Source organism: Desulfoglaeba alkanexedens ALDC (assembly GCF_005377625.1).
In the GTDB taxonomy this organism is placed as follows: domain Bacteria; phylum Desulfobacterota; class Syntrophobacteria; order Syntrophobacterales; family DSM-9756; genus Desulfoglaeba; species Desulfoglaeba alkanexedens.
The window spans coordinates 1,233,099-1,259,250 of sequence record NZ_CP040098.1 but is presented as its reverse complement, the minus strand read 5'-3'; the positions used below and the strand labels follow the sequence as shown (position 1 = coordinate 1,259,250).

17 protein-coding genes are annotated in these 26,152 nt (G+C 59.9%); 8 read left to right on the top strand and 9 right to left on the bottom strand.

The window, feature by feature from the left end:
* Positions 1-66: 66 nt before the first annotated feature.
* Entirely contained in the window at positions 67-5,718 is a 5,652-nt protein-coding gene (uvrA, locus tag FDQ92_RS05905) for an excinuclease ABC subunit UvrA (RefSeq protein ID WP_425457269.1), read from the bottom strand.
* Positions 5,719-6,349: 631 nt separating this feature from the next.
* On the opposite strand from uvrA, the gene FDQ92_RS05900 reads away from it, so the two are divergent.
* Together FDQ92_RS05900 and metK are read left to right on the top strand one after the other, a co-directional pair.
* Complete coding sequence (locus tag FDQ92_RS05900) at positions 6,350-9,412, top strand: cation-translocating P-type ATPase (RefSeq protein ID WP_137423723.1); 3,063 nt, start codon at positions 6,350-6,352, stop codon at positions 9,410-9,412.
* Positions 9,409-10,614, top strand: a complete 1,206-nt coding sequence (metK, locus tag FDQ92_RS05895) for a methionine adenosyltransferase (RefSeq protein ID WP_137423722.1) — start codon at positions 9,409-9,411, stop codon at positions 10,612-10,614. Before FDQ92_RS05900 ends, metK begins: the two co-directional genes overlap by 4 nt.
* Positions 10,615-10,727: 113 nt before the next feature.
* Here metK and FDQ92_RS05890 read toward each other — a convergent pair whose 3' ends face one another.
* The 4 genes from FDQ92_RS05890 to FDQ92_RS05875 all read right to left on the bottom strand — a co-directional run bounded on the left by FDQ92_RS05890 (position 10,728) and on the right by FDQ92_RS05875 (position 15,135).
* On the bottom strand, positions 10,728-11,843 hold the full coding sequence (locus tag FDQ92_RS05890) for a hypothetical protein (RefSeq protein WP_137423721.1): 1,116 nt from the start codon (positions 11,841-11,843) through the stop codon (positions 10,728-10,730).
* 57 nt (positions 11,844-11,900) lie between these two features.
* The gene (locus tag FDQ92_RS05885; protein ID WP_137423720.1) at positions 11,901-12,749 is read right to left on the bottom strand and encodes a 1,4-dihydroxy-6-naphtoate synthase; all 849 of its coding nucleotides are present in this window, start codon (positions 12,747-12,749) and stop codon (positions 11,901-11,903) included.
* A gap of 201 nt (positions 12,750-12,950) precedes the next feature.
* The gene (locus FDQ92_RS05880; RefSeq protein WP_137423719.1) at positions 12,951-13,826 is read right to left on the bottom strand and encodes a phosphorylase family protein; all 876 of its coding nucleotides are present in this window, start codon (positions 13,824-13,826) and stop codon (positions 12,951-12,953) included.
* A gap of 7 nt (positions 13,827-13,833) precedes the next feature.
* Complete coding sequence (locus FDQ92_RS05875; protein ID WP_137423718.1) at positions 13,834-15,135, bottom strand: PhoH family protein; 1,302 nt, start codon at positions 15,133-15,135, stop codon at positions 13,834-13,836.
* Between the two features lie 404 nt (positions 15,136-15,539).
* Here FDQ92_RS05875 and FDQ92_RS05870 point away from each other — a divergent pair, with 404 nt between their 5' ends.
* From FDQ92_RS05870 to FDQ92_RS05860, 3 genes are all read left to right on the top strand, one after another.
* The gene (locus FDQ92_RS05870; protein WP_137423717.1) at positions 15,540-18,008 is read left to right on the top strand and encodes a glycosyltransferase; all 2,469 of its coding nucleotides are present in this window, start codon (positions 15,540-15,542) and stop codon (positions 18,006-18,008) included.
* A gap of 510 nt (positions 18,009-18,518) precedes the next feature.
* Complete coding sequence (locus FDQ92_RS05865; protein WP_137423716.1) at positions 18,519-18,776, top strand: DUF5132 domain-containing protein; 258 nt, start codon at positions 18,519-18,521, stop codon at positions 18,774-18,776.
* Positions 18,777-19,010: 234 nt separating this feature from the next.
* Entirely contained in the window at positions 19,011-19,514 is a 504-nt protein-coding gene (locus tag FDQ92_RS05860) for an HMA2 domain-containing protein (protein WP_137423715.1), read from the top strand.
* Positions 19,515-19,633: 119 nt separating this feature from the next.
* Here the strand turns inward: FDQ92_RS05860 and FDQ92_RS05855 are convergent, their stop codons facing one another.
* The 3 genes from FDQ92_RS05855 to FDQ92_RS05845 are packed head-to-tail and all read right to left on the bottom strand — an operon-like array spanning position 19,634 to position 20,795.
* Entirely contained in the window at positions 19,634-20,005 is a 372-nt protein-coding gene (locus FDQ92_RS05855) for an HMA2 domain-containing protein (protein WP_170180213.1), read from the bottom strand.
* Positions 20,002-20,280: a YfgJ family double zinc ribbon protein gene (locus tag FDQ92_RS16170; protein ID WP_137423713.1), complete on the bottom strand. Its 279-nt coding sequence runs from the start codon at positions 20,278-20,280 to the stop codon at positions 20,002-20,004. Before FDQ92_RS16170 ends, FDQ92_RS05855 begins: the two co-directional genes overlap by 4 nt.
* Positions 20,281-20,309: 29 nt before the next feature.
* Entirely contained in the window at positions 20,310-20,795 is a 486-nt protein-coding gene (locus FDQ92_RS05845; protein WP_137423712.1) for an arsenate reductase ArsC, read from the bottom strand.
* A 766-nt stretch (positions 20,796-21,561) separates the two neighbouring features.
* Here FDQ92_RS05845 and FDQ92_RS05840 point away from each other — a divergent pair.
* The 3 genes from FDQ92_RS05840 (at position 21,562) to FDQ92_RS05830 (ending at position 25,931) form a co-directional block, all read left to right on the top strand.
* Entirely contained in the window at positions 21,562-23,421 is a 1,860-nt protein-coding gene (locus tag FDQ92_RS05840; RefSeq protein ID WP_137423711.1) for a bifunctional lysophospholipid acyltransferase family protein/GNAT family N-acetyltransferase, read from the top strand.
* A 70-nt stretch (positions 23,422-23,491) separates the two neighbouring features.
* Positions 23,492-24,670: a glycosyltransferase gene (locus tag FDQ92_RS05835; protein WP_137423710.1), complete on the top strand. Its 1,179-nt coding sequence runs from the start codon at positions 23,492-23,494 to the stop codon at positions 24,668-24,670.
* A gap of 175 nt (positions 24,671-24,845) precedes the next feature.
* Positions 24,846-25,931: a lysylphosphatidylglycerol synthase transmembrane domain-containing protein gene (locus FDQ92_RS05830; RefSeq protein ID WP_170180212.1), complete on the top strand. Its 1,086-nt coding sequence runs from the start codon at positions 24,846-24,848 to the stop codon at positions 25,929-25,931.
* A 14-nt stretch (positions 25,932-25,945) separates the two neighbouring features.
* Here the strand turns inward: FDQ92_RS05830 and FDQ92_RS05825 are convergent, their stop codons facing one another.
* Positions 25,946-26,149, bottom strand: a complete 204-nt coding sequence (locus FDQ92_RS05825) for a hypothetical protein (RefSeq protein WP_137423708.1) — start codon at positions 26,147-26,149, stop codon at positions 25,946-25,948.
* Between the last annotated feature and the right edge of the window lie 3 nt (positions 26,150-26,152).

Below are 26,152 nucleotides of genomic sequence, written 5' to 3'. Positions count from 1 at the left end.
CGAAAAACTCCACATCTTCGCCTTCATGCCCCGCCTGTTTGGGAAGGTCGCAGCACGCCATCGAAATTACAGGGTTCGTTTTTGATCCCTCAAGGCGCGGGCGGTGGCGGAACGATCGGCCAGGGCAATCAATTCCCGGGGCGGACCTTGAGCCGCCACGCGGCCTCCGTGTTTCCCGCTGCCCGGCCCCAGGTCAATGACGTAATCGGAAGCTCCGATGAAGTCCAGGTTGTGTTCGATCACCATCACCGTGTGGCCTTGGTCGACGAGCGTGTGGAGAATCCCCAGCAGGCGTTTCACATCGGCGCGGTGAAGCCCGGTGGTGGGTTCGTCCAGCAAGTAGAGAGTCGCCGAGCGGTGGTTGCTCAGTTCGGCGGCCAACTTCATGCGCTGGGCTTCGCCGCCGGAAAGGGTCGGACTCGGTTGCCCCAGGGTGAGGTAGCCCATCCCCAGGTCGGTGAGGACACGGAGAGGGCGGGACACTTTCGGGACCGCGCCGAAAAAGTCGGCGGCTTCGGAAAGCGTCATTCCGAGCACGTCGGCGATACTTTTTCCCTTGTAGCGGATGGACAGGGTTTCGCGGTTGAAGCGCTTCCCTTGGCAGTCGGTGCAGGGAACATACACATCCGGTAGGAAGTTCATTGCCACCCGAACCGCTCCTTGCCCCTGGCAGGATTCGCAACGTCCGCCCTTGACGTTGAAAGAAAACCGACCGGCGGCGAAACCCATGGCCCGACTTTCCGGTAATGCCGCGAAGAGCCGTCGGATTTCGTCCCAGACGCCCACGTAGGTGGCGGGAGTGGACCGGGGGGTCCGTCCGATGGGGTTGTGATCCACTTCCACCACCCGATGAAGCGGCTGCCAGCCTTCCAGGCGGTCAAAGGGTGCAGTTCCCGCAAAGTCCAAGCCCAGGCATCGCCGGATCCCGGCATGGATCACGTCATGGACCAATGTGCTTTTTCCCGATCCCGAAACTCCCGTCACGCAAACCAGGCAGCTCAAGGGTACCCGGACATCGATTCCCCGGAGGTTGTGGACCCGCGCTCCGCTCACTTCCAGCCAGCCCTTTTCGCCGGCGGATCGGGCCGAACCGCGGTCGAAGATCGAGGCGGCGGGCGCTCCGAACCATTGGGCGGTGAGCGTATCCGCGCGGTGCACCAGCTCATCGAAGGATCCCTGGGCGACGAGCAGTCCACCGTCGCGGCCGGCACCGGGTCCCAGTTCGACCACCAGGTCGCCCTGGCGCATGGTTTCCAGATCGTGTTCCACCACCACGATGGTGTTTCCGCGGCGCTTCAACTGGTGAAGGCTTTCCAGGAGCCGGGCGTTGTCTACGGGGTGCAGACCGATGGTGGGTTCATCCAAGATGTAGCAGACGCCCCGGAGGTTGGAACCGAGCTGGGCCGCGAGCCGTATCCGTTGAGCCTCCCCGCCGGAAAGGGTATCGCCCGAACGGTCCAGTTCCAGGTAGTCGAGCCCCACGCGCATGAGAAAATCGGTGCGCTCCATCACTTCACGGCTGATGGCGTCCCAAACGGGCCGGCTTTGCGCATCAAATCGAAAGTCGGCACAGGTTTCGCGAAAATCGGCCACGCTCAGGGCCACAAGGTCAGCGAGCGTCCGGTCCTGGACATAAACGGAACGGGCCTGGGCGTTCAGGCGCTTTCCCTCGCACTGCGGGCACGTCACATCGTCGTAGAGATCCTGAGCCCCGTTTCCCGAAGAGCCGTCCTTGGCCATCTGTTCGAGGAGTGGCACAACGCCCGTGATGCGGCCTTTCCCACCGTGGAGCAGTTCCTGCCGCTGTTGCTCGTCGAGATCCTCAAAAGGTCGATCCAGGTCGATGCCAAGCTGCCGGGTCCACTGGCGTTCCAACCGGGAAACCTTGTTGCGCCAGCGGCGTCGTGACTGGAGGAAGGCGAGAAGTCCCTGGCGGATCGAGCGACCAGGGGGTCCGATGAGACGGTCCGTGTTGAGTCTGCGGATCCGGCCGAGGCCGTCGCAGCGGGGGCAGGCCCCATGGCGGCTGTTGAAGGAAAAGAGCCGCGGGTCCAGCGGAGCCAGGCCTTTGTCGCAGCGAGGACAGTAGAGGTGGCGGCTAAGGATTTTCTGCGACTCGCCGGTCATGATTTCGATGGTACCGCCGCCGAGACTCAATCCTTGGAGTACCGCGTCGCGGAGACCCATGCCTTCCCCGGTGGCCTCCTCCTGATCCGTGACCACCACCGCAATGTCGTGTTCCCGGTGCCGGTGGAGGGATGGCGGGGGGGCCAGTGGGAGGAGGACGCCGTCCACCCGAACCGTCGTGAATCCCATCCGGTGGAGTTTTTCAAAGAGGTCGCGGTAGATGCCCTTGCGCCCGTGAATGAGCGGTGCCAGAAGGCGCACGGGGCCGTCGGCGGCCGCCCGTTCGACCATGGCGAGGATGGCGTCGGCGCTCAACGCTTCCAGCGGTAACCCGCAGTCCGGGCAGTGCTGGCGGCCCAACTTGGCGTAAAGGAGCCTCAGGAAATGATAGATCTCCGTGATGGTCGCCACGGTGGACCTTCGGCCCGGTTGCGAGGAGCGTTGTTCGATGGCGACCGTCGGCGGAAGCCCGAGAATCTGGTCCACGTCGGGCTTTTCGAGAATCTTGAAATACTGGCGTACGTAAGAGGAGAGGCATTCCAGGTATCGGCGCTGACCTTCAGCGAAGAGCACATCGAAAGCCAGCGTGGATTTTCCGGAACCGCTCAACCCTGTGATGACGGTCATCCGGTCCCGGGGCAGGCTCACGTGGTCCAACCGGAGGTTGTGCTCCTTCGCGCCTCGCACAAGGATCCGTGGGGGAGCCGACAGCCGCGGGGCCGTTGCGAAGGCGACCCCGTCCGATTCGGTCTCGACCGGCACATTGCTTTCACGGAGGGGTTCCCGCGCTTCCCGCCCTTGATGTCCCATGCGGCCCCGGAGGAAACGGCCTGTAATGCTTTCCGCGGTATTACAGATCCTTTCGGGAGGTCCAGCGGCCACGACATAGCCGCCTTTTTCGCCGCCTTCCGGCCCCAGATCGATCAACCAATCGCAGGAAGCGAGGAGATCCAGATTGTGTTCCACCACCACGGCGGAATGCCCTCGGTCCACCAGGCGATGGAGCACGTCCAGGAGCCGCTTCAGGTCGTGGGGGTGGAGGCCGGTTGTGGGTTCGTCCAGCAGAAAGAGGCAGCGGGGGTCATCTGTGGATTTTTGCGGCGTCAGATAGCGGATCAGCTTGAGGCGCTGGGCTTCGCCGCCGGAAAGGGTGTTCAGGGGTTGCCCCAGTCGCAGGTAGTCGAGCCCGATGGCGACCACCGGTTCCAGGGCTCGAACCACCGCAGGTTCGTCACCGAAACGCTCCAGCAGTTCACTCGCTGTGCACTCCAGGACGTCCCCGATGGAAAGGCCCCGGAGGCTAATGGCGAGGATGTCGTCCTTGAAACGACGGCCGTCGCAGCGCGGGCAACGGATCAAGACATCGGCCAGGAACTGCATTTCCACGCGCTGATAACCTTCGCCTCGGCACGCGTCGCAGCGACCGCCCGGGGTATTGAAGGAGAAATGGCGGGCCGTGAAGCCGCGCCCCTGCGCTTCGGGCGTTCGGGCGAAGAGTCTGCGGAGCGGGTCGAGCACCCGGGTGTAGGTGAGGAGGTTGGCGCGGGGAGTCCGGCCGATGGGCTGTTGGTCCACCAAGACCAGTTCGTCCACGAGATCGAAGCCCGTGATCCGCCGGCATCGACCGGGGCTTTCGGTGGGAAGCCCCCGGGCGCGAAGCCAGCCCCGGTGGAGGATTTCATCGATGAGCGTGCTCTTTCCGGATCCCGAGACGCCACTCACCCCCACCAGACATCCCAAGGGGAAAGCGACGGTGACGCGCTTCAGATTGTGTTCCGCGGCTTCCTCGACCACAATCGCCCGATTCCAGTCCGGTGGCCTCCGCATCCTATCTTGCACCGGAGAAAGCCGCCCGGCCAAATAGGCCCCGGTCAGGCTCCGCGGTTCGCGTTCCAAACCGGCCGGCGCTCCCTGGTAGACCAGCTCGCCTCCCTTTTCGCCCCCTCCCGGGCCGATGTCCACCACGTGGTCGCAGAATCGGATCATGTCCGGGTCATGTTCGACCACGACAACCGTGTTTCCCAGTTCTACCAGCCGGCGGAGTTGCTCCATGAGCCTTCGGCTGTCCCGGGCGTGCAGCCCGACACTGGGTTCGTCCAAAACGTAGAGTACATCGGCAAGCGCCGAACCCAATGCGCGGGTGAGGTGGACTCTTTGAACTTCGCCGCCTGAAAGGGTCCGCGACTGGCGATCCAGGGTGAGGTAATCGAGGCCCACTTGGTGGAGGAAATCGAGCCGGCTTCGGATTTCATCCACCAGCAGGCGAGCGGCGGGGTCCTTTTCCAGTTCCGGCCAGGGCTCGCTGAAGAACCCGCGGCATTGATGCACCGGCCAGGCATTGATGGCGTCGATGGTTCTGCCCCGGAGGCGGTACCACCGGGCGGCATCCTGAAAGCGGGTCCCGCCGCAGGTGGCACAGGGCAGATACGCCCGGTAGCGTGAGAGAAACACCCGCACGTGCATTTTGTATGTCTTGGTTTCCAGCCACTGGAAGAATCCGCGGACGCCGTAGTAGCTACGGGTGCCGTCGAGGATCTTTCGCTGCTGGTCTTCCGCGAGATCTTCGAAGGGAACGTCCACGGGAATCTCTTCCCTGCGGCAGAAATCGAGAAGCTCCTCGTACTCCACCCGGTCGGGACTCCACGGTTTGATCGCGCCTTCGCGGATGGAACGCCGCCGGTCCGGAATCACGAGGTCCAGGTCCACCCCGATGATGCGTCCGAAACCCCGGCAGGTGGGGCACGCTCCCAAAGGACTGTTGAACGAAAAAAGATTGGGAGAAGGCGGTGGAATATCCAGGCGGCATCGGGCGCATCCGAAATCCTGGCTGAACCAGTAACGTTCGTCGGGGAGCGCCACCACGCACAACCGGCCGCCGCCGCGTGAAAAAGCGGTCCTCAGGGAATCCGAGACCCTCTCCGGAGCGGCCTTCGGCCATTGAAGCCGGTCCACGACCACGAGCACCTCACTTCCGGAAAGCGCGGCTTGCTCCCTTTCGTCCAGTTCATCCAGTTCCACCGTTCGCCCGTCGCGAAAAATTCTCAGAAATCCTTGGGAAATCAGGGCCTCGGGCCAGCCGGCCTCGGGCTCCGCGACAAACGGAAACGTCACGAGTACCCGACTTCCGGCGGGAAGCCCCTTCAGCCTTTCGGCGACACTTTCCGGAGTATCTTCAGCTATGGGTTGGCCGCAGCGCGGGCAATGGGCCACCGCAAGCCGCGCGAACAGGAACTTCAGGTGGTCGTTGATTTCCGTCATGGTGCCCACGGTGGACCGCGATGTGCGAACCGTGGTTCCCGATTCGATGGCGATGGCGGGTGGAACGCCTTCGATACGGTCGGCGTTCGGACGGTCCATCCGTTCGAGAAATTGCCGAGCGTAGGGGGAAAAGGTCTCCACGTAGCGGCGCTGCCCTTCGGCGTAAAGCGTGTGCAGGGCGAGGCTCGATTTCCCAGATCCGCTCACCCCCGAGACCGCGATAAGCCGATGAAGCGGGAGGTCCAGGTCGATTCCCTTGAGGTTGTGCTGTGAGACTCCGCGCAGCCTGATGGCGGGTGCCTCCTCATCCGGTATTTGTCCCGAGGGGGACATCGACCGACTCGTTTCCACTTGAGCTTCCGCCTCCTTCATGAACCCTCGGTTCCGGATCATGGCTCATGCCGCCGGAATGGAATCCTTAACCGTTTTCCCATGGGATCTTCAAGCTCCATCCGGTGAACACGGAAAAGTCTAACGAACCCCCATGCCCGGGCACGGGCACAACGAAGGATGAAAAATTCCCCCTTTCCCCCTCCCCTTAATCCCCTCCCACAAGGGGAGGGGAAATAGAATTTCCCGCTCGTTTCCAAGCTCTGGCGTTTCCCCTCGTTCCCAGGCTTTGGCTTGGGAACGGCCTCGTGGGAATCGAAGCTGGAGCTTCTGCACGGTTGTGTTCCCAATCTGGAGCTTGGGAACAAGGTGGAACTGTGGAAGGGCCGAGGCGGGATCCCCGCAGCTCCCTTCACACGATGAGTTCGGCAAGCCGTAGGGATCGAAGGATCAAAGCATTTTGAGGGATCGTCACGTAAATGTAACAATAAACACGTAGGAAAAAGGTTCCGGTCGCTCACCCACACTATGAATCGCTTCCCGGGTCCAAGCGGGCTGGTTTCTGAATCGCCTGAAACAAACAAATGCAGCCAAGGAGTGCGTTGAACCTTGGGGTACATGAAGGTGGAAGGACGTGCTGAAAGTTGTTCATGACAAGGTTGCGGGCCGGATCCGCCTTCATGTCCAAGGCCTTCGGGATTCTCGGACGTTGAAAGATTATCTGGAAGCCGGCCTGAGGCACAGACGCGGGATCACTCATGTCTCGGCGAGCACCATCACCGGAAACGTGTTGCTGTCTTTCAATTCGAAACAAGATCATGCCACGATCATCGACACCGTCTACCAACTCCTTGATGGTTGGACCGAAACACCGCCATCGGCATGCAGTAAGGAATCGAAAACCCCGCCGTTTGAGCGGAACCCTGGAGGCGGACCGGTACAGCAGGCGATGCGAGACCGCACTCCATCGGGAAAAACGGTGGCGCATCAGCTCTTGAGGCGCTTCAAAACCGAATCGGAGTATCCCTCAGAGCCATGGCACACCAAATCGGTGGAAGAGGTGGCGGCGGTACTCGACACCCATGTGACCTACGGCCTCAGCGAGGAAGAAGCCGGAAGGCGCCTCCAAACCTATGGACCGAACCAGCTTCCGGAGCCTTCGCCCCGTTCCAAATGGACGCTCTTTGCCAGCCAGTTTCTTTCCCTGCCGGTGGCTCTATTGGGTACTGCCGCCGGCCTTTCGGTGGTGACCGGTGGACTGTTCGAGGCGGTGGCCATCATGGGGGTCGTCGTCGCGAACGCTATCATCGGCTACGTCACCGAAAGCGAATCGGAACGCACCATCCAGTCGTTGCAGAAGGTTGTGAGACCCCACGCCTCCTTGGTCCGCGCAGGCCGACTCCGGACAATTCCAGCTCATGAATTGGTTCCGGGAGACCTCATCGCGTTGAGTCCGGGAGACTTCATCCCGGCGGACGCTCGCCTTGTCGCCTCCGATCAACTGACTGTGGACGAATCAGCGCTCACCGGGGAAAGCATCCCTGTAGCCAAAACCGTAGATGCCCTCTTGTCGGCGAACGCCCCTCTGTCGGATCGGACGAACATGGTTTATATGGGAACTCTCGTCTTGAGCGGGCGGGGCCTTGCCATTGTGGTCGCCACGGGTCGCCATTCCGAGATGGGAAGCATCCACATCCTGCTTCAGGAGACGACAGCGCCGGAGACACCCATCGAACGACAGCTGCGCCAGATGGGCGATCATCTAGTCCTCTTCGGTCTGAGCATCTGCGGCTTTGTCTTCGTTGTGGGGCTGGTACGCGGTTACGGGCTGTTGATGATGCTACGAACCGCCGTGTCCTTGGCTGCCGCCGCCATTCCGGAGGGGCTCCCAGCCGCAGCAACCACGACCTTCGCTTTGGCTATCCGAGGCATGAAAGAACACGGTGTGCTGATTCGTCATCTCCACGCGGCTGAAACCCTGGGAGCCGTTCAAGTGATCTGCTTCGACAAAACGGGCACCATCACCCAAAATTGGATGACCGTCATGGCGCTGGATTGCGGAAGAGGCCGCGTAGACGTTCGTGACGGCCGTTTCATATGGCGAGATCAGGAGATCGAAGCGGCGAAGGACGAATGCCTGTGGCGGCTTCTTCAGGTGGCCGCGCTTTGCAACGAAACCGAAATCGAAAACGATTCCAAGAAAGAACGGTCTTACAAGCTGCGAGGTTCTCCCACCGAACGAGCCATTATGGAAACAGCGCTTGAGGCCGGACTCGATATCGTGGCTTTTCGACGGAGCCATCCCGTGCTCCACACCCGGCACCGCGCAGAAAACCGCCTTTTCATGAGCACCACACATCAACGGCCGGAAGGAGGTCGCCTGCTTGCGGTAAAGGGCAATCCTGTGGAGGTCCTGGAGCAGTGTGCGTGGAGACTGGAAGCGGGAGGCACCATTGTGGCGATTTCCGAAGAAGACCGCCTGCAGATCCAAATGGAAAATGAACGCATGGCCGGCAATGCCTTGCGTGTTCTTGGAGTGGCGTATGCCACCTTCGACGGGGATCAGCCGGAAGATGGTCTCACGTGGCTCGGACTGATCGGCATGGCCGACCCCATCCGAGAAGGCGTCAAGGAGCTGATTGCTGTCTTTCACCAAGCGGGGATCGATACGATCATGATCACCGGTGATCAGAGCCCCACGGCCCAGGCGGTGGCGCAGCAGCTGAACCTGAGCCGAGGAAAGCCGTTGGTGATTTTGGATTCCTCAGAGTTTTGGTCCTTGAGCCCCGAAATGATGGAAGCTTTGGCGACCAAGGCGCATGCCTATTCGCGGGTGAGTCCGGCCCTCAAGCTTCAAATCGTGCAGGCGCTTCAGTTGGGCAATCGCGTCGTGGCCATGACCGGCGACGGCATCAACGACGGGCCGGCACTCAAAGCCGCGGATATCGGCATCGCCATGGGCCGGAGCGGCACCGATCTCGCCCGGGAAGTCGCCGACGTCGTCTTGGAAAACGACGATTTGGAGACTCTGGTCACCGCCTTGGCGGACGGACGAACTATTCATACCAATATCAAAAAGTCCGTCCATTATTTCCTTTCCACCAATTTCAGTGAAATCATGGTCATGGCCTCCGCCATGGCCATGGGCATCGGCGCGCCGCTCAACACCATGCAGCTCCTTTGGATCAACACCGTGTCGGACATCTTTCCGGGGCTGGCGCTGGCCTTGGAGCCTGCGGAACCTGACATTCTGAAGCAACCGCCTCGCGAGGCTCAAGCGCCGCTCTTTTCCAAGGAAGACTACCGGCGAATGACTTGGGAATCGGCGACCATCAGCGCCGCCGCGATGGGGGCTTATGCCTACGGTATCAGACGATATGGAATGGGCCCGGCTGCTGGCAGCTTGGCATTCCAAAGCCTCACCCTCGGCCAACTCCTTCACGCCTTCAGTTGCCGCTCGGAACACCATTCCCTTTTCAAAGAAGACGCTCGACCGCCGAATCCACATCTCAACTGGGCGATGGCCGGCACGTTGCTCCTTCAAGCGTGTACCTTCTTCGTTCCATCGTTGCGACGCCTGCTGGGCATACCGGCCCTGAATTGGCTCGACGCGGCCGTGATCGGCGGAACCGCTCTAGCCTCGTTTCTCGTCAACGAATCCACAAAAACAACGAAAGCTTCGGGAATCCAGCCATGAGAGAAGACTTCGTCTTTATATCCGAATCCGTCACTTCCGGTCATCCCGATAAATTATGTGACCAGATCAGCGACGGCATCGTGGATCACTTCCTGATTCAGGACCCCACATCCCGAGTTCGCGCCGAATGCGCGGTCTCCAAGGCCGTTATTTTCATCGCTGTTCGCTACGCTTCGTCCGCCGGCGTGGATTGCGCCCACACCGCTCGGCAGGTCATCCATTCCGTCGGCTACGATCTACCCGATTTCAATCCCAAATCCGCCAGTATCCTCACCACGTTGCAGGAAACTCCCGCAGATCCCGCCTACGCCTTCGACGAACGGCGATTGTCGGAAGAAGAAATCAATCGGATCGCGGTCAAGAACCAGGCCACGGTTTTCGGCTTCGCCTGTGACCAGACTTCGGCCTTTTTGCCGCTTCCGTTGTATTTGGCTCATCGTCTGTCTCGAAAGCTTGGATCCGTCCGTATGGACGGAACCCTCCCTTACCTCCTGGCGGACGGACGAGTTCAAGTCGGCGTCGAATACCGCAGCCGCCAACCCGTCAGAATCCAAAGCATCATTATTACCACGAGTCAGGAAAGACCCGACCATCCCAAGGCCCAACGCGTTCAAGACGATTTGATGGACACTGTCATCTCGCCGGTTTTCGGAAGCGAGCCGATCAAACCGGATGCTCGAACGAAGATCTTCATCAACCCCGATGGTCCCATCATCGGTGGGGGACCTGCCTCCCATTCGGGGCTCACCGGAAGAAAAAATGCCGTCGACACCTATGGAGAATACTGCCGCCACAGCCAGAAGGCCCTCAGCGGGAAGGATCCGACCCGGATCGACCGTTCCGGGGTGTATGCGGCCCGATATGCCGCCAAAAACGTGGTTGCCGCCGGACTCGCCCGCGAATGTGAAATCCAGCTGAGCTATTCCATCGGCCTGCCGGGGCCTCTCAGCCTTCAGGTGGAGACTTTCGGAAGCGGCGCCTTTCCCGAAGCCCGGATCGCGGAGTTGTTGAAGCGGCATTTCGAGTTCAGGCTCGCAGGGATTCTCAAGAACTTCGAACTGCGCCTTTTGCCGGCCCGCTACCCCAAAGGCTTTTACCAAAAACTCGCAGCTTATGGGCAGGTGGGAAGAACGGATTTGGATCTGCCTTGGGAAAAGACCGACCGCGCCGCAATCCTTGCCGAAGATGCGGGCCGCCCATGAGTTCCGGCCAGGGGATGGCGTGTCCGTTTTTTGGACAAGTTCTATACGCTGTCGCGAAGCGGTACCATTGAGAGAGATCGGCGAAGGGCGCCTTGAGAACCCGCCTCCCGCGTTCAGCCGCCGATTTCCAGATGGAGCAGCGCTGGAACGGCTTCCCAAAGGGCCTGGGATTTCCCGAGCGTTTCCCAACCTCTCTTGTCGAAGCGCTTCCACACGTCGGACAATGTAAGCCGGTCGGGAAACGTGCCGATGAGCTTCACCGAATGAGCCGTTTGGATGCCGCGGTTTTCCAGAAAGGCTTCAGCGCGTTGCTGAAGTGCTTCTCCCGCAAGAACCAAGGAACGGCGTCGCCCCTCATGTTGTGGATCATCGAAGACGGGTTGGAACGCGTCGAAGTAAGCCGATAGGATCCCCGAATCTTCCATCGCCTCCATCATGTCCGTGAAGGTCGCCGCGTCCAGGCCTTCCAAACTGGGAAACGTGCATAGCTCGTAAACCAAAGGCTCCCAGGCTTCACCACTTCGTTCTCTCTCGGTCTGAAAGGGATCCATCAATTCGGTTACCACATCTTGGTGTATCGCGACGAAAACCGGGGCCTTCTCCGGCGGCCGTAGACTCAGCAGACGAAAAGCCATCCCGACCCGGCGCCTCATTTCGTGTGAAAAGTGTCCCCAATCCGGAGCCAATGGCGGGTTTTCCGTTTGGACCGCATGCTGAAGTTCAGCTTCCTCTTCGTCGGTGGCCCCAAGGATTTTACGGAACGCCTCTTCCAGCCGCCCCACTTGAGACAGACTTTGCATGAGTTCCAGTTCCTTTTCGTCCAGCTCTCGAGCCAATTCCAGGAAGACCGCGGCCTCCAACGCCAGTTCACGGGCGGGGTCCTCCGCTGTCGCCGCGCGTCCCCGAAGCTCCGATTGGATGCGGAATCGCGTTTCCGATAGGTCGTCTCCCTGGAGACGCCCTTGGACGAAGGTGAGTATTCCTTCATCGCCATAGACCGACGCTATACCGCGATACTGTTCGAGCAAACTCCGGACGGGCTGCCGCCAGGATTCGTCGGCGAAGACGGGCCAGGTGTGAAACCGCGCTTGTCCCCAGCCGGGAACGACCGCAGGCTTCAGAACTTCCAGCAGGCGCAACGGCGGAAGCATAAAGAAAGACTGACGGAAAAGGGTTTCGGGCAACGTCGTATGAGGGAACAAGAAAACAGGTCCTGCGGCATTCTCCATGGTGTGCTCCTCCCGGTGAAAGCATTGAGTGAAGCCGGTCGTCGGGCGGTCGGGACATCATGGCTCGTCGTCCCAGAAAATCGATAGCGTCGGCGAAGCCTTTCCCGCCAGCCGGAGTCCCTCATCCAGCAACCGGCGCACCGCCCGCTTCCCTTCTCGCCCCACGTTCATGCTGAATTCATTCACAAAGGTGTCTATGTGCTGTCGGATGACCTCCGGAGCCATTTCCTGGGCGTGCCGTGTGACATAACGCCAGGCGCGTTCCGGTTCGCGCCGTCCCCAGAGCAGGCTTTCCCGGATGAGCTCCTCCACCGCCCGAGCCGCTTCTCGTCCCAAGTCACGGCGCATCACGATGCATCCCAAGGGAAGCGGTAACCCGGTCTCATCCTCCCACCACTTGCCCAGGTCCAGTACTCGATGCAACCCCCACGACGGATAGGTGAAACGGCCTTCGTGGATCACCAGGCCGGCGGCAACATCGCCGGAGGCCACGGCAGGCATGATCCGATCGAAAGGCATCACCACCCGTTCGCCCCGATGGCGCCCGGTAGCCTGCAGCAGCAGGTGCGCGGTGGTGAGGCGGCCTGGAATGGCGATGGGCTGGTCGGCGAGGTCTTCCAAAGACACGGGTCGGCGAGCCACGATGAGCGGCCCGCAGCCCCGGCCCAAGGCGCCTCCCGAACGAAGCACCCAGTAATCTTCGAGGCATTCCAGCAAAGCGTGGAAAGAGATCTTGGTGATTTCCAGTTCACCGGCGACCGCCTTGCGGTTCAGCATGTCTACGTCGGCAAGGAAAGGGTTGAATCGGAACGGATCGGTGGGAAACCGTTCCGTGGCCAGGGCCCAAAAGATGAAAGTGTCGTTGGGGCATGGCGAATACCCCAGGCTGAATCGATAAAGAGCCATGACGATCTCCGACAAAAAAAGCCGGCCGGGCTGCATTTCCAGGCCCGATGTGGTGGGCCCCCGGCCCAGGCGACAAAATGACTCATGAAACGGGCCGGAATCCATCAGCCGGGCCGTACCCTTCAAGGCGCCTTGTTCGAAGTTCCTATACACCAAACACGCGCACCTGAAAAAGGAAGTTCTCCCCTCGGGTTTGCCTCGCTACCCGAGCTTCTCAACGCGTCCTTCGGGCGTCGCGGCACTATAAGTTTCCAGCCAGACGCGCACCACGCCGTAGAGGTGCTCCAGCGCCTCGTCCAGACGCCAGCGGTCTTTTCGTCGATCGCCCGCGAAATTGCTGATGCCCCGGCATTCCAGGAAGGGGACCCTGAAACGACAACAAACCTGGGCCACGGCGCTTCCTTCCATGTTTTCAGCCCAGGCTCCGTACATCCGGTAACGGTCGCATGCCGTCTGTCGGTCGCCGCTCACGAGGCTCACGGTCACGCTGGGCCCGAAGAAAAGCCGGAAGTCTGCCCCCGCATCACGGTCTTTTCTTATGCCCGGGGAATCCGTTCCGAATTCACCGGAAGCTTTCAGTGCCCGACCTTCTTCCAAGCGATATCGGCCCGCCGGAGTGATTTCCCGAACTCTACGAAGGGCGGGCGAAAAATCTATGGGAAGGGTCTCGAAGAAGGGCTCTCCGTCCCGGTGAAAGAGTGGGATACCGATGGCCCGATTGCCGAGCGTCCCGTCGGACTTGAGGACCCCTTCGTCGCCGCAGAAGATGGTTTCCGAAACCAGAACGTCACCTACCTGCAGGGGGCCTTCCCGGTAGGCTCCCGCCGAGCCCACGAGCCACAAGGATTTCACCGGATAGCGGGTAAGGAGTGCGGCGCTGAGGGCCGATGCGTTCACCTTTCCGACACCGGAAACGAGGAGGGCCACGCCGAGTGCTCCCACCCGACCGCAGACCCCCGTCGCGCCCGGAAATAGATCCAGGGCGAAGGGGCTGCGCAGCATCGTGGCAAAGCGGTCCACTTCGCTCGAGACGGCGCCCATCAACGCTACATCGACGGGGTTGAGGCTGTCGGGCATGGAAATCCTAAAGGAGGCTCGCTCCCATTTCCGCCACCCGCGAACGTTCTCCCTGGAAAAGCGTCACGTGCCCCGCCAGGTTTTCGCCCTTGAGCTTTTCCACCAGATAGGTGAGGCCGTTGCTGCTGGCGTCCAGATAGGGATGGTCGATCTGTTCCGGATCCCCCGTGAAGACGATCTTCGTCCCTTCCCCCACCCGGGTGATGAGCGCCTTGATCATGTTGGGCGACAGATTCTGCGCTTCGTCGCACAAGATGAACTGGCTGGGGATGCTGCGCCCGCGAATGTAGGTGAGCGCTTCCAGTTCCAGGGTTCCCCGGTGGAGGAGGTCGTCGATCAGGTCCGATGGGTCGTCGGCATCTCGAAAGAGGTACTCCAGGTTGTCGTAAATGGGCTGCATCCAAGGGCGAAGCTTTTCTTCCTTGGTGCCCGGAAGAAAACCCAGGTCGTCTCCCATGGGGATCACGGGGCGGGTTACCAGGAACCGGCAGTACGCGTTTTGCTCCAGGACCTTTTCCATGCCGGCCGCTAGAGCGAGAAGCGTCTTTCCGGTACCGGCGCGTCCCACCAAGGTGACCACCTGGACGGAATCGTCCAGCAGGAGCTCCAGGGCGAATTTCTGTTCCTTGTTTCTCGGCTTGACGCCCCAGGTCACGGCCTGCTCGTGGCGGAGTGGGTGCAGGTGCCTGCCGATGTGGCGGCAGAGAGCGGACTGCGATGGGTTGTCCAGGCTCTTGAGGACCACAAATTCGTTGGGATAGAAGGCGGTTGGGCCGTTCCACGGCAGCCCGTTTTCCTGGTAGAATGTATTCAGCTCCTCGCTTGCCAGAAAGAGCTCCCTAACTCCTTTATATAACTCATGATAGTCCACCTTGTCGCTGTAGAAGTCCTCGGCGGCCAAGCCCAGCACATCGGCCTTGATGCGAAGGTTCAGGTCCTTGGTCACGATGATGACGGTCTGGGCGCTCTGGCGCCGGAGTCCCTGGGCCAAGGTGAGGATACGGTTGTCATACTTGCCGGGGTCGAGCCCCGGCGGACAGTCTGCCAGTTCCTGGTGATTCAGTTCGACGCGAAGGGTCCCTCCATTGGGCAACGCGATTCCCTCCGAAAGATGTCCCAGCGCCCGCATTTCGTCCAGGCGGCGCGAAACCAGGCGGGCGTTGCGCCCGATTTCGTCTTGGCGGCGCTTCTGGTTGTCGATTTCCTCGATGACCGCAAAAGGCACAATGACCAGGTTATCGGCGAAAGCAAGAAGGGCATCGGGGTTGTGCAGCAAAACGTTGGTGTCCAGGATATAGGTTTTGGGCATTTTCCGTGTGGTTTCCTCATCGAGGTGGGGGTGAGAGTTCGATCCATGGGAGCGCAAACGATCTTCGCCTTGCGGGCTCCGGTGTCGGGCCGTTCAGCATTTAAGACTATAACGCACCCCGGGGACGGGAACAACCAGAGAGACCAAAGGAGCGGCTGAACCGCTCAACGAAGACCCCAAATGAGGCAAGATCGGCGGCGTTTCCGTGACGGCTCGGTGACATTACAAAGAAGTCCGCCCTGTGACTCAACCGTAACCTGTCCGCGATGGTGCCGAAGACAAGGGCTGCCATAAACACCCCAAGTCAATCAGAACGTAAGATTCTCAGGGGCAAGGCGGCGGAGGACACATGCCGGAACATGACTCCGTCCATAGAGCATTCCACCACCAGGAGAGACTGCAGCATGAAAGCCGACCTTCACGTACATTCCAAGTTTTCCAATCGGCCGTCTCAATGGATTCTCCAGAAGATCGGTTGCCCGGAGAGCTTCACCGAACCCCTGGAGCTTTATCGCATCGCCCAGGCCAAGGGCATGACGGCGGTGACCATCACCGATCACAACACCATCAGCGGTGCCCTGGAGATCGCGCACCTGCCCAACACCTTCATCGGTGAGGAGGTGACCACGTACTTCCCCGAAGACGGCTGCAAGATCCACGTGCTCGTCTACAGCATCGACGAACGGCAGCATGAGGCGATCCAGAAGGCGCGGGAGAACATTTTCGATCTGATAGGCTACCTGCGGAGTGAAAAGATCTTTCACGCCGTGGCGCACCCGCTCTATGCCATCAATGACCGCCTGACCACCGACCACTTCGAGAAGCTCCTACTGCTCTTCAAGTACATAGAAATCAACGGGGCGAGAAACGAAATCCAAAACCAGGTCTTGGAATGCATCGCGTCCCGCCTGAATCCCGCGGTCATGGAGCGGCTCGAAGAAAAGCACGGCATCCGCCCGGCGTTTGACCTTCCTTGGGAAAAGGTCTTCACCGGCGGCTCCGACGATCACAGTTCCCTCAACATCGCCCGGACCTGGACGGAAGTCCCCGGAGCATCCGATGCCGGTTCGTTTCTACGGGAGGTACAGGCCGGTAAGGGAACGGTGGGCGGGGTCTCGTCCACGCCACTCACCATGGCTCACAACCTCTACGGAATCGCCTATCAGTTCTACAAGCACCGCTTTCATTTCGAACGCCAGGTGCACCGGGACCAACTGCTCCAGTTTCTCGAACGGGTCCTGCAGCGTTCGGAAGGGGCGCGCCCTGGCGATTGGAGTCCGCGCCTCAGGTTCCTTCCCCGTTACGGCAGGGTATTCAAACGTTCCGGAAACGATAAGAAACCCTCGGCGGCTGCCGCCCTATGGCAGGAATCCCACCGGCTCATTTCCAATATTCCGGCCTTGAAGCGCATCGCCGATTCCCGGGAGGCCGAAGGGGCCTCTCACGAAGAAGCCTGGTTCGATTTCGTCAACAGGGTGTCCAATAATGTGCTGGCACAGTTTTCCCGGCGAGTCCTTGATCAGATTGCGGGTGCTGATTTCTTCGATGTTTTCAGTAGCATCGGTTCCGCCGGAACCCTCTACACCCTTCTCGCTCCCTACTTTGTTTCCTTTTCTCTCTTCACCAAGGACATTCAGATCGCCCGAGAAGTCAAGGCCCGATTTAAGCTGGAAGAAAATGCAGGGGGCGGTGACGGCGCAGATACCATGGTGCTGGCTCACTTCACCGACACGCTCTACCAGATCAACGGTGTAGCCCTCACCATCCTGCAACAGGCGCAGCTCGCCGCGGAGACCGGCAGGCGACTGACCGTGATCACCTGCCACGATGGACACCATGAATCCCGTACGGGGGTGCTGAACTTTAAGCCCGTCGGCGTGTATCAACTCCCGGAGTATCCTGAAATCAAACTGTATTTTCCTCCGTTTCTCGACATGCTTCGCTACTGCTTCGAAAAGGGCTTCACCCACATCCTTTCGGCGACGCCGGGCCCCATCGGCTTGGCCGCCCTCGCCGTCGCCCGCATCCTCAACCTGCCCATCAGCGCCACCTACCACACGGCCCTTCCCCAGTACGCCCGGCACATCACCGGCGATGCTTTTCTGGAAGATATTATGTGGAAATTCGTTCTCTGGTACTACCAACAGATGGACACGGTCTACGTTCCGTCTCGGGCCACGGGGGATGAACTGGTCCGCAAGGGAATAGCGGCGGAAAAAATTCAGACCTACACGCGAGGGGTCGACATCGAGCACTTCCATCCTTCCCGGTTTTCGGAGGACTTCGAGCGCCGCTACGGACTGCGAGACCGTATCAGGCTCCTGTACGTCGGCCGAGTCTCCAAGGAAAAGGACCTGGATCTCCTGGTCCGCGTCTTCAAAAGGCTGAACCGAACCATTCAAAACCTGTCACTGGTTGTGGTGGGAGACGGACCCTACCTGAACGAAATGAAAGCCGAACTTGAAGGCATGCCCGCCGTTTTCACAGGATACCTCTCCGGGGCTGAACTGGCCGCGGCCTATGCTTCCTGCCACATCTTCGCCTTTCCCAGTACAACGGACACCTTCGGCAACGTGGTGCTGGAAGCTCAAGCCTCAGGACTTCCCGCCATCGTGACCGACGCCGGCGGTCCCCAGGAAAACGTTATCGACCGAAAAACCGGCTTCATCGTTAAGGCCGACGATGAACAGGCCTTCTATCAAGCTGCGAGGAAACTTTTGCAGGATCCGGATCGCCGCAAGACCATGGCCGAGGCGGCCCGGAAGGCCATGGAATACCGTTCTTTCAGAAAAGCGTTCGAAATGACGTGGGACCTCTACCGTGGTATCCGTGGCCAAACGGCAGATGGTATCGTCCTTCCGGAAGCGGTCTGATGCTCCAGAGTCGAAGACCGCTTCCCCTACAGCGGCTCCGCTGATCCGGGCCGCCCCGCCGCTTCCACCGCTTAAGTCAAGAAAACGTTTGCTGTTTTCCTGTCCGCCGGATTAGGAAAGAGTAAACGGGAGTCATTTTTCAGAACCTTACGCTTCCTCAATCCCTGAACCCGCAAACCCTGACCGCCCCGCGAGGCGAGCGTAACCGTATTGTCACCGCCGTGCGGTGCGCGTGTAACATGGGTTGGTAAAAATAAATGTTTATCCGTAGGCAAGACATGATTTTCCCCATTGCTCACTACCATTGCGCCATGATATGTAATTCACAAATCTTGCGGGTTCGAGTGTGTCGGAAGCCGATTGATTTGGCGTTTGGGGCCGAGCAAATGGTGGGAACAAAGCAGCCGGCTGAGTCACCCGGCCCTCGCAAGAGTCTCGTTAGAGCGATTATATAAAGTCCCAAGGCACGAGGCCTTCGAGCGAAGGGCGGAGTGCGAAGAAGGAGAAGACATGAAGCTTTTCAGCAATGGTTTCAGCGCGAGCACAGGAATGATGGTCGGGATCGGTGCGGTGATTCTTGCCCCGATAGTCATCCCCGCGGTGGCGGCTGTTTTGAAGCCGGTGGCTAAGACGGCCATCAAGGGTGGCATCTTGGTCTATCGAAAGGGCCGGCAGGCTGTTGCCGAAGTAGGCGAAAGCGTCGAGGATCTGGTGGCGGAAGCCAAGGCTGAGATCAACGCTCCCCCGATGGAAGCCACGGAAGCCTGATCACTGGATGAAGGTCTCGCCTTATCCAGTAGTTTGGGGAGCAGGAACGGATCGGGATCTGTTTCGCCCTTGAGGAGCAGACGGAAGGCGTGGAGTGTGCGCTGACGTCGGGCTCTGCCGTCCTTCGGCAGAGTCCCTGGGAAGCCCGGGTGTATCCATTTGGTCGAGACCGTCTGATGCGGGATCGGGGATCGGCGGGGCGTTACATTAGAGCTGAAATGTAAGGAGTTAAGCATGGTGGACGTGCCGCAGGGCCGCGTGACCCATTGGACCCCCACTCGACTTCGCATCAAGGTCCCTGCTCTGCGGGACAATCCACATCAGGCCCCGGGGTTGGCTCAAAAACTCTTGGAATGCGGTCAGATCGAAGAAGTCCACGTCAATTTGCATGCCGCCAGCCTGCTCCTCCGAGGTTCCTCGCTGAATCTGGACGATATCGGAGCCTTCATTCGAGACCATCGGCTCCTTGCCTTGGATTTGCAAGGCGCTCGGAGGGTTCCGGTCTCAAAACGCATCGTCTCGCCCCTGCTGCAAGCGAATCAGAAGCTGAATCGCTTTTCCGGTGGCGAACTGGACGTGGCCGGCCTTGCTTTCTTGAGTCTGCTGGTGATTGGAGCGTATCAGATCTTGCGGGGGAGAGTGGCCGCGCCGCCTTGGTACACGGCGTTTTGGTATGCCTTCGGGGTCTTTACCAAAGTCCTCATCGACAAACACGAAAGTCAGAAAAACGCTCGTTGAATCGGCATGCGGTATTCCCGCGAGGACATACTGCACGATGGGTGACATACTCCTCCCCAAGGCTTGGGAAACCTCGAGGACTCGTCCTCATCAGGATCAGCCGGCCCGATCGGCGTGTTTCAAATGAACGCCGCAAGCATGGAAAGAGCACTTCCCTCGAAGGCTTTTTCCACCGCCATGCCAAAAAGCGTTTTCCCGATTATGCGGCTCGCCTTCACGGCCGCATTTTCCACGAGCGGGTCGTTGGGCAGGACCTTTTGCTCATCGAAATAGCCATGCTTCTGAAGCACCTCTAGAATTTCCTCGCAACGACTCCACTTCGGATCGTAGCGGACCACAACGCTTCCTGTCACCGGGTTGACTTCCACGTGCCGGACGCCCCTTATATTTTCAACTATTTCGACCACTTCGCGGCCCGCCTCGGGTTCGCACCTCACCATGGGAATCTTGACTCGCAAACGACCGGGTACGCTGTGCACATAGTAGCTCATGACCGACTCACCTCCGCTCGAATCTTCAAGTAGGTCCGGCACTCCGGGTACCGGGTGCACCGAAACCGAACGACGCCGCCACGCCGCATATAAACGTGCATGGGTTGTCCGCATCGAGGACACGACGGTCGAACTTCCGGGGGCTTGCGAGCCGGATGCTCGACGAACTGGTGTTGACAGACTACACACAAGTACCGCTGCTTCCCCGACGGCGTGAAGCCGTAGCGATAAAGAGCCTCACTTTGGCACCTGGGGCATCGTAGCGAATCCTTCATTGTCATGCGCGTTTGATAAGGGCTTCGTGTTAAGGCGTCATGGAGAGCCTGTTACAAGTGTGTGAAACGGCCGAGTCGGCGGAAGAGACCTCCTGGATGAAATCGATGATCTTCCGGCGAATGTCGTTTCGGATCTTTCGGAGAGCCGCCGCCATTTCCTCTTCGGAACCGGCGAGCTCCTCCGGATTGGGAAAAGGCCACCGAAGTCGGCAGGCGATCCCCGGGAAGACGGGGCAACGCTCTTCCACGGCTTCTTCACAGACGGTGATGACATAATCATATAGCCTTCCTTGGCGGAAAAATTCGAAGACACTGTCCGAAGAATTTCGCGAGAGGTCGTAGCCGAGTTCCTTCATGACGGTGATCACCTGGGGATGGATCGGTCGAGGTTCCAAGCCGGCGCTCTCCGCCACAAAGCGACCGCTTCCCAAATCGTTCAAAAACGCCTCGGCCATTTGACTTCGGCCGCTGTTGTGCACACATATGAAAAGGACTCGAGCCTTGTCGTCTGCCATGACTCCTGCCTTATTTTCCCTCTGATTTCGGGTAGCGTAGCCGCGAATCTCACAACAAGGACCCAAAAATTTTAGCGGAAGCGTCGTGACGGTCGCGTCACCGGCAAGTGACCGTTGTGTGACAGTGGCGATCTGCGGCGCGTGGTTCGATATGGGTGCGGATCTTTTAGAACGACATCCAGGGTGACCATCTGAGATAGATCCAGATGGCCTTGAAGCAGCAAGCGCATCAGCTCCGTTTCCCCTCGTTCCGAAGCGCTGGCTTGGGAACGGCCTCACCGAAGCTGGAGCTTCTGCACAGTTGTGTTCCCAATCTGGAGCTTGGGAACAAGAAGCAAAAGATCTGCACCCATTCGGTATGCATCAAGCTAAGGTAGCGGCCACGGGGAGCTCGGCCCTGGGAGCGCGGGCGTCCCGCACGCAGTGGACGCCATGGAGCCCAAGAATTGCGGGCGGGACGCCAGCGCTCCCAGGTTGTTGCCACCTGATTGTGGGGTCATGCGCTTAGCTTGATGCATATGGCGCGTAGCCCGGGGTCGCCTGTTGGCGCTGAGACGTGCGGAAGCAGCGGCGATTAAAGAGTCGCAATGCGAACGCTACTACGCACTTCACCCAAAAGAAAGGCCTGTGTCACACGCGTTTCACATTTGGGTGAGAGTAAACCTCTGGAACGTGACGAGGAGGCGCCGGCAACAGTCCCTTGACAGTCCCTTGAGTGTGAAACCCGTGGCGATCCCCGGGACCGCAATGAAGGAGTCGACCATTGATGAGTTCTTCCCATCGCCCCAAGATCTTCACGCTCCCTACGGTCTCGGAAGCGAACCCGTGGCGGCGCGCCCTCTACAGCTTGCTCCGCGGCTCACTGGAACACCTGCTTTCCCTGAACCGCCTGAACCGTGCCTACCGCCGGGTTTCCAGAGTGGATGGTCCCCTCTCCTTCTTAGACGAAGTCTTGGCCATTCTCGACGTAACCACTCAAATCGCCGAACGAGAGGCGGTGAGGATTCCGGCCACCGGACCCCTCATGGTGGTTGCGAACCACCCCTTCGGTGCCATTGAGGGCCTTATTTTGGCGCGACTCCTGTTAGGCGTGAGGTCTGATGTCAAGATCATGGCCAACTACCTTGTGGATTGTATTCCGGAACTAGGGGACTTGTTCATCCCTGTGGATCCGTTCGGCCATGGTTCCGCCAAGGAAAAGAACGTGCGCGGACTTCGGGAAGCGCTGCGCTGGCTCAGAAACGGCAAGACGGTAGCCGTCTTTCCGGCGGGAGCGGTGTCTCATCTTCACGTCAGGAAACGAACCGTCACCGATCCCCCATGGAGCCCCACGGTGGCCCGATTGATACGTAAGGCCGAGTGCGCGGTCCTTCCGGTGTATTTTCAGGGGTGCAACAGCGTCTTCTTCCAGGTCATGGGGCTGCTGCATCCGCGGCTGCGCACTGTGATGCTTCCGCACGAGGTGACCAACAAAGGCGGCAAGCCCATCACCGTCCGCATCGGGCGTACCGTTTCCTTCGAGAAACTGGCTCCGATGAAAAGCGATGCCTGGATGATGGAGTACCTGAGGCTCAAGACGTACGCTTTGGGAGTCCGGACCGCCGGAGCCGATGCTCGTCTTGAAGATTCCTGTCCGCGGCGGAGAGCCCATCGGGGGAACGGGGTTCCGAAACCGATCGGTGGGCCGGTGGAAGCGGGAGAACTGGTCTCGGAAGTCGATCGGTTGGGTCGCGACCGACTTCTCCTCGAAAGCGGTCCTTATCAGGTCTTTCATGCGGAAGCCCAAAGGATACCCCGACTGTTACAGGAAATCGGTCGGCTTCGGGAAATCACGTTTCGCGAGGCGGGGGAAGGAACCGGAAAGGCCATCGATCTCGACGGATTCGACCCTCATTACCGCCATCTTTTCGTTTGGAACCGGGAGCGGCGGGAACTGGTGGGCGCTTACCGTTTGGGCCTTACCGACCACATCTTGCAACGATTCGGAAAGAACGGTCTCTACACCAGCACCCTTTTCACTTTCAAAAGGCCGCTACTCGACCTCCTCAACCCCGCACTGGAACTGGGCCGCTCCTTTGTGCGTCCGGAATACCAGAGAAGCTATTCCCCCATGCTGCTTCTGTGGAAAGGCATCGGGCGCTTCGTCGCCCAACACCCGCGCTATCATCTGCTTTTCGGCCCGGTGAGCATCAACAGCGAATACCACGCCCTCTCCAGGCACCTGATGATGACCTTCCTCAGAACACACCGTTCACTTCCTCGGCTTTCCCGCTTTGTCAGAGCCAAAAGCTTGAGGCGGATCGCTCCGCCTTTGCCCTGGGATAGTCGCAGAGTATGCTGTGTGCTTTCCGACCTGGAAGAACTGGCGGCCCTCATCTCCGACATCGAAGCCACCCAGACGGGGCTACCCATCCTGTTGAAGCAATACTTAAAATTGGGCGGACGTGTTCTCGGGTTCAACGTGGATCCACGCTTTTCCAACGTTTTGGACGCCTTGATCCTTGTGGATCTGACTCAGGCGAAACCCGAATGGCTGGCCCGCTATATGGGGAAGGAAGCCTTGGCCCGCTTTCACGCCTATCACGGTACGCTCCCCGCTGCGAAAGACCTCGCACGATGCGCATGAACGGAGGCCCGCCTCGTAAAGACGGACCGCCTTGCCTCAGAAACCCCAGGATCTTTTTGGATAGGGCATCATGAAAATCTGCGACATCGTTCAATTCCACAGTCCGTTGAGCGGCGGCATCAAGCGTTACGTTTCCGACAAGATTCGCTTTGTGGCCACAAGAGAAGACATGGAACATGTGGTGATCATTCCCGGAGCCCGAAACCGGGTGCGCGTTGAAGGACGATCCCGCATCCACGAAATCCGATCTCTTCCCATGATCGGATCCACGAGCTACCGGATGCTCCTTTCCCGCAAGCAAATTCTGAGGATTCTGGACGAAGAAGCCCCTGACCTCATCGAAGTCGGCGATCCCTACCGGTCAGCTTGGGTGGGGGTCGAGTACGCCAGAAAGAGGGGGTGTCCGGTGATCGCCTATTACCATTCGGAGTATCCCCGGGCCTTCGGCCGGACGGCGGAAAAATTCCTCGGTCCTATCGGTCGCGATGCCACATCATGGTTCATCGACGGCTACCTGGCCCGGCTCCACAACCTCATGGACGTGACCGTGGTGGCCACCGAGCGTGTGAAGGAAACGTTAAAGGCCATCGGCATCCAGCGCATCGTACGCATCCCCTTGGGGACCGATACGGAAGTGTTCCGACCGTGTGCGACGCGAGAAGAAATCTTTGAGGATCTGAATCTCACCCGGTTTCGGCGACTCATTGTCTATGCCGGGAGGATCGCCCGGGAGAAGCACGTGCTGAAGCTGTTTCCCATGATGGATCGACTGCGAAGGCGGATCCCAGGCTGCCACCTGCTCATTGTGGGAGACGGCGAAGAGCGGCGGAAGGTCGAGCGGTTGGCCGCAGGACGAAACGACGTCACCTGGCTTCCCTACCGTGAATCGCCGAGAGACCTGGCCAGGTTCTATTCCGCGGCTGATTTGTGTGTCTATCCGGGAGACAGCGAGACCTTCGGGCTGGTATCCATAGAAGCTCAATCCTGCGGCGCCCGCACCTTGGTGATTCGAGGCGGCGGCGCCGACGACACGGTGGAGGGTGAAACCCCGGCCGTACTCGCCGACGCCCCCACCGGGGAGGCGCTCGCCGAAGCGGCAGCCCGACTGCTTTCCATCCCCGAAACCGCCGAAGATCGACTGCGACGGCGCGCCCGCATCGTCGCCCACTTTTCCTGGCGGAAGACCTACACCGATCTGACCGAACTCTACCGAAGACTGTGCCGGAGCACGAAGCGGCTTGCGGCCTGAAATTTCCTCAAGGGCCGAAACGGGACGGCGGCGCTTGGGCCGGTCAGCCGCTCAGTCACGAGGCGACGCACCGAGGCCGCCAGGTAGGGCCTCTGCGCTGGATCGGTCGGCAAGCCGCGAGGGAGGGAAAGCCTCCCCCCAAACGCTCGGGTCGCTGGTCGGTTCCCGAAGACTATTGCGCTACGCCTTGCAGGGCGCCACCCTGGCCACGCTCACTGCCGGCATCATCGTCTTGACGACGTCGGAACCGAGCACGTGGAAACGACTGCATGCGTTCCCGTGGTGGGGATTTCCGTGCCTGTTCTTGGTGGTCGCGATGTCCTGGGTCGCCAATGCCGCCCGTTTGCGGTTGATCGCCCAAGGTATGGGATATGCGCTGCGTTTCCGGAATGCCTTGACCATCGTTCTTTCCGCGGATTTCGGGATCGCAGCCACGCCGGGTGGTGTGGGCGGTGCGGCGATCCGCATCGGGCTTCTCCGGCAGTTCGGCTTCGCCATCCCCATCGGCTGCTCCATGCTGGCGGTGGACATGATGGTGGATTGGCTGCTGTTCGGCGTCCTCCTTCTTTTCGCCATCGCCGATGCTTGGGACAGCACCCGCTGGCGCTCTCTTGTTTTCGCTTTATGGCAGGCACTCCCGAAACCGATTCTGTGGGGAATCACTGCAGCGACGGTCCTCTTGCTGGTATGGCGGTATCTGCCGCGACGGCACCACGGATGCCCGGCCGGCTTGGGCAGGCTGCCCGGCCGTTGGGTCGGTCTGCAACGGCGACTCAGAGCTGACGGCCGTGAACTGCGTTCGAACCTCCGTCTGGGACGGTCCGCCATATCCCTTCTTTTTTCGAACCATCGGGGACTTGTCGGATGGGTCGTCTTTATGTCTATGGTTCAGATGGGCTGCCGGTACGGGGTGCTGCCCCTGACGATCGCCTTCTTCACCGCAGGAGAGGATCCCTTCGCCCTGATGGCCTTTCAAGGGTTCGCTTTCGGTCTTTCCATGCTGCTCGTGTTTCCAGGGGGCGGTGGAGGTGTCGAGCTGCTCACCCTATATGTCCTTTCTAACCTTATCCCCAAGCCTTCCGTAGGTGTCGTCCTCTTCCTGTGGCGCCTTTACACCTATCATCTCTACCTCGCAGCCGGGGGCCTGGTCTTCTTCCGGACCCTGAGCCGCCTCGATGGGGTTTCCCCTCAAGTCGACGCGAATCGCCGCGCCGACAGGGGGATAAACGGTGTTGGCCGCCCCGGGCCGGCGGACGGCTGAGAGAACCTGCCACTTCAAAGAACCGCAGCAGACCTCATCCGCCGGAGGCGCCTTCGGCAAAACCGGTGGACGGCGAGGCACCGGAGCGCTATCATCGATGACACGGCGTCGTCGGTCTGTTGCAGGCGCAAAGCCTGCGCCACCCGCTTCTTTTTCGTACCGTCGTCGGGAACCGTAGACCACGGGCCCCCCGGTTCCAACCGGGATATTTTCAGCATCCA

Excerpts from the sequence above, each read along its gene's own strand:
- uvrA (WP_425457269.1), bottom strand. The coding sequence starts at position 5,718 with ATGTCCCCCTCGGGACAAATACCGGATGAGGAGGCACCCGCCATCAGG.
- metK (WP_137423722.1), top strand. The coding sequence starts at position 9,409 with ATGAGAGAAGACTTCGTCTTTATATCCGAATCCGTCACTTCCGGTCAT.
- FDQ92_RS05890 (WP_137423721.1), bottom strand. The coding sequence starts at position 11,843 with ATGGAGAATGCCGCAGGACCTGTTTTCTTGTTCCCTCATACGACGTTG.
- FDQ92_RS05885 (WP_137423720.1), bottom strand. The coding sequence starts at position 12,749 with ATGGCTCTTTATCGATTCAGCCTGGGGTATTCGCCATGCCCCAACGAC.
- FDQ92_RS05880 (WP_137423719.1), bottom strand. The coding sequence starts at position 13,826 with ATGCCCGACAGCCTCAACCCCGTCGATGTAGCGTTGATGGGCGCCGTC.
- FDQ92_RS05875 (WP_137423718.1), bottom strand. The coding sequence starts at position 15,135 with ATGCCCAAAACCTATATCCTGGACACCAACGTTTTGCTGCACAACCCC.
- FDQ92_RS05870 (WP_137423717.1), top strand. The coding sequence starts at position 15,540 with ATGAAAGCCGACCTTCACGTACATTCCAAGTTTTCCAATCGGCCGTCT.
- FDQ92_RS05865 (WP_137423716.1), top strand. The coding sequence starts at position 18,519 with ATGAAGCTTTTCAGCAATGGTTTCAGCGCGAGCACAGGAATGATGGTC.
- FDQ92_RS05860 (WP_137423715.1), top strand. The coding sequence starts at position 19,011 with ATGGTGGACGTGCCGCAGGGCCGCGTGACCCATTGGACCCCCACTCGA.
- FDQ92_RS05855 (WP_170180213.1), bottom strand. The coding sequence starts at position 20,005 with ATGAGCTACTATGTGCACAGCGTACCCGGTCGTTTGCGAGTCAAGATT.
- FDQ92_RS16170 (WP_137423713.1), bottom strand. The coding sequence starts at position 20,280 with ATGAAGGATTCGCTACGATGCCCCAGGTGCCAAAGTGAGGCTCTTTAT.
- FDQ92_RS05845 (WP_137423712.1), bottom strand. The coding sequence starts at position 20,795 with ATGGCAGACGACAAGGCTCGAGTCCTTTTCATATGTGTGCACAACAGC.
- FDQ92_RS05840 (WP_137423711.1), top strand. The coding sequence starts at position 21,562 with ATGAGTTCTTCCCATCGCCCCAAGATCTTCACGCTCCCTACGGTCTCG.
- FDQ92_RS05835 (WP_137423710.1), top strand. The coding sequence starts at position 23,492 with ATGAAAATCTGCGACATCGTTCAATTCCACAGTCCGTTGAGCGGCGGC.
- FDQ92_RS05825 (WP_137423708.1), bottom strand. The coding sequence starts at position 26,149 with ATGCTGAAAATATCCCGGTTGGAACCGGGGGGCCCGTGGTCTACGGTT.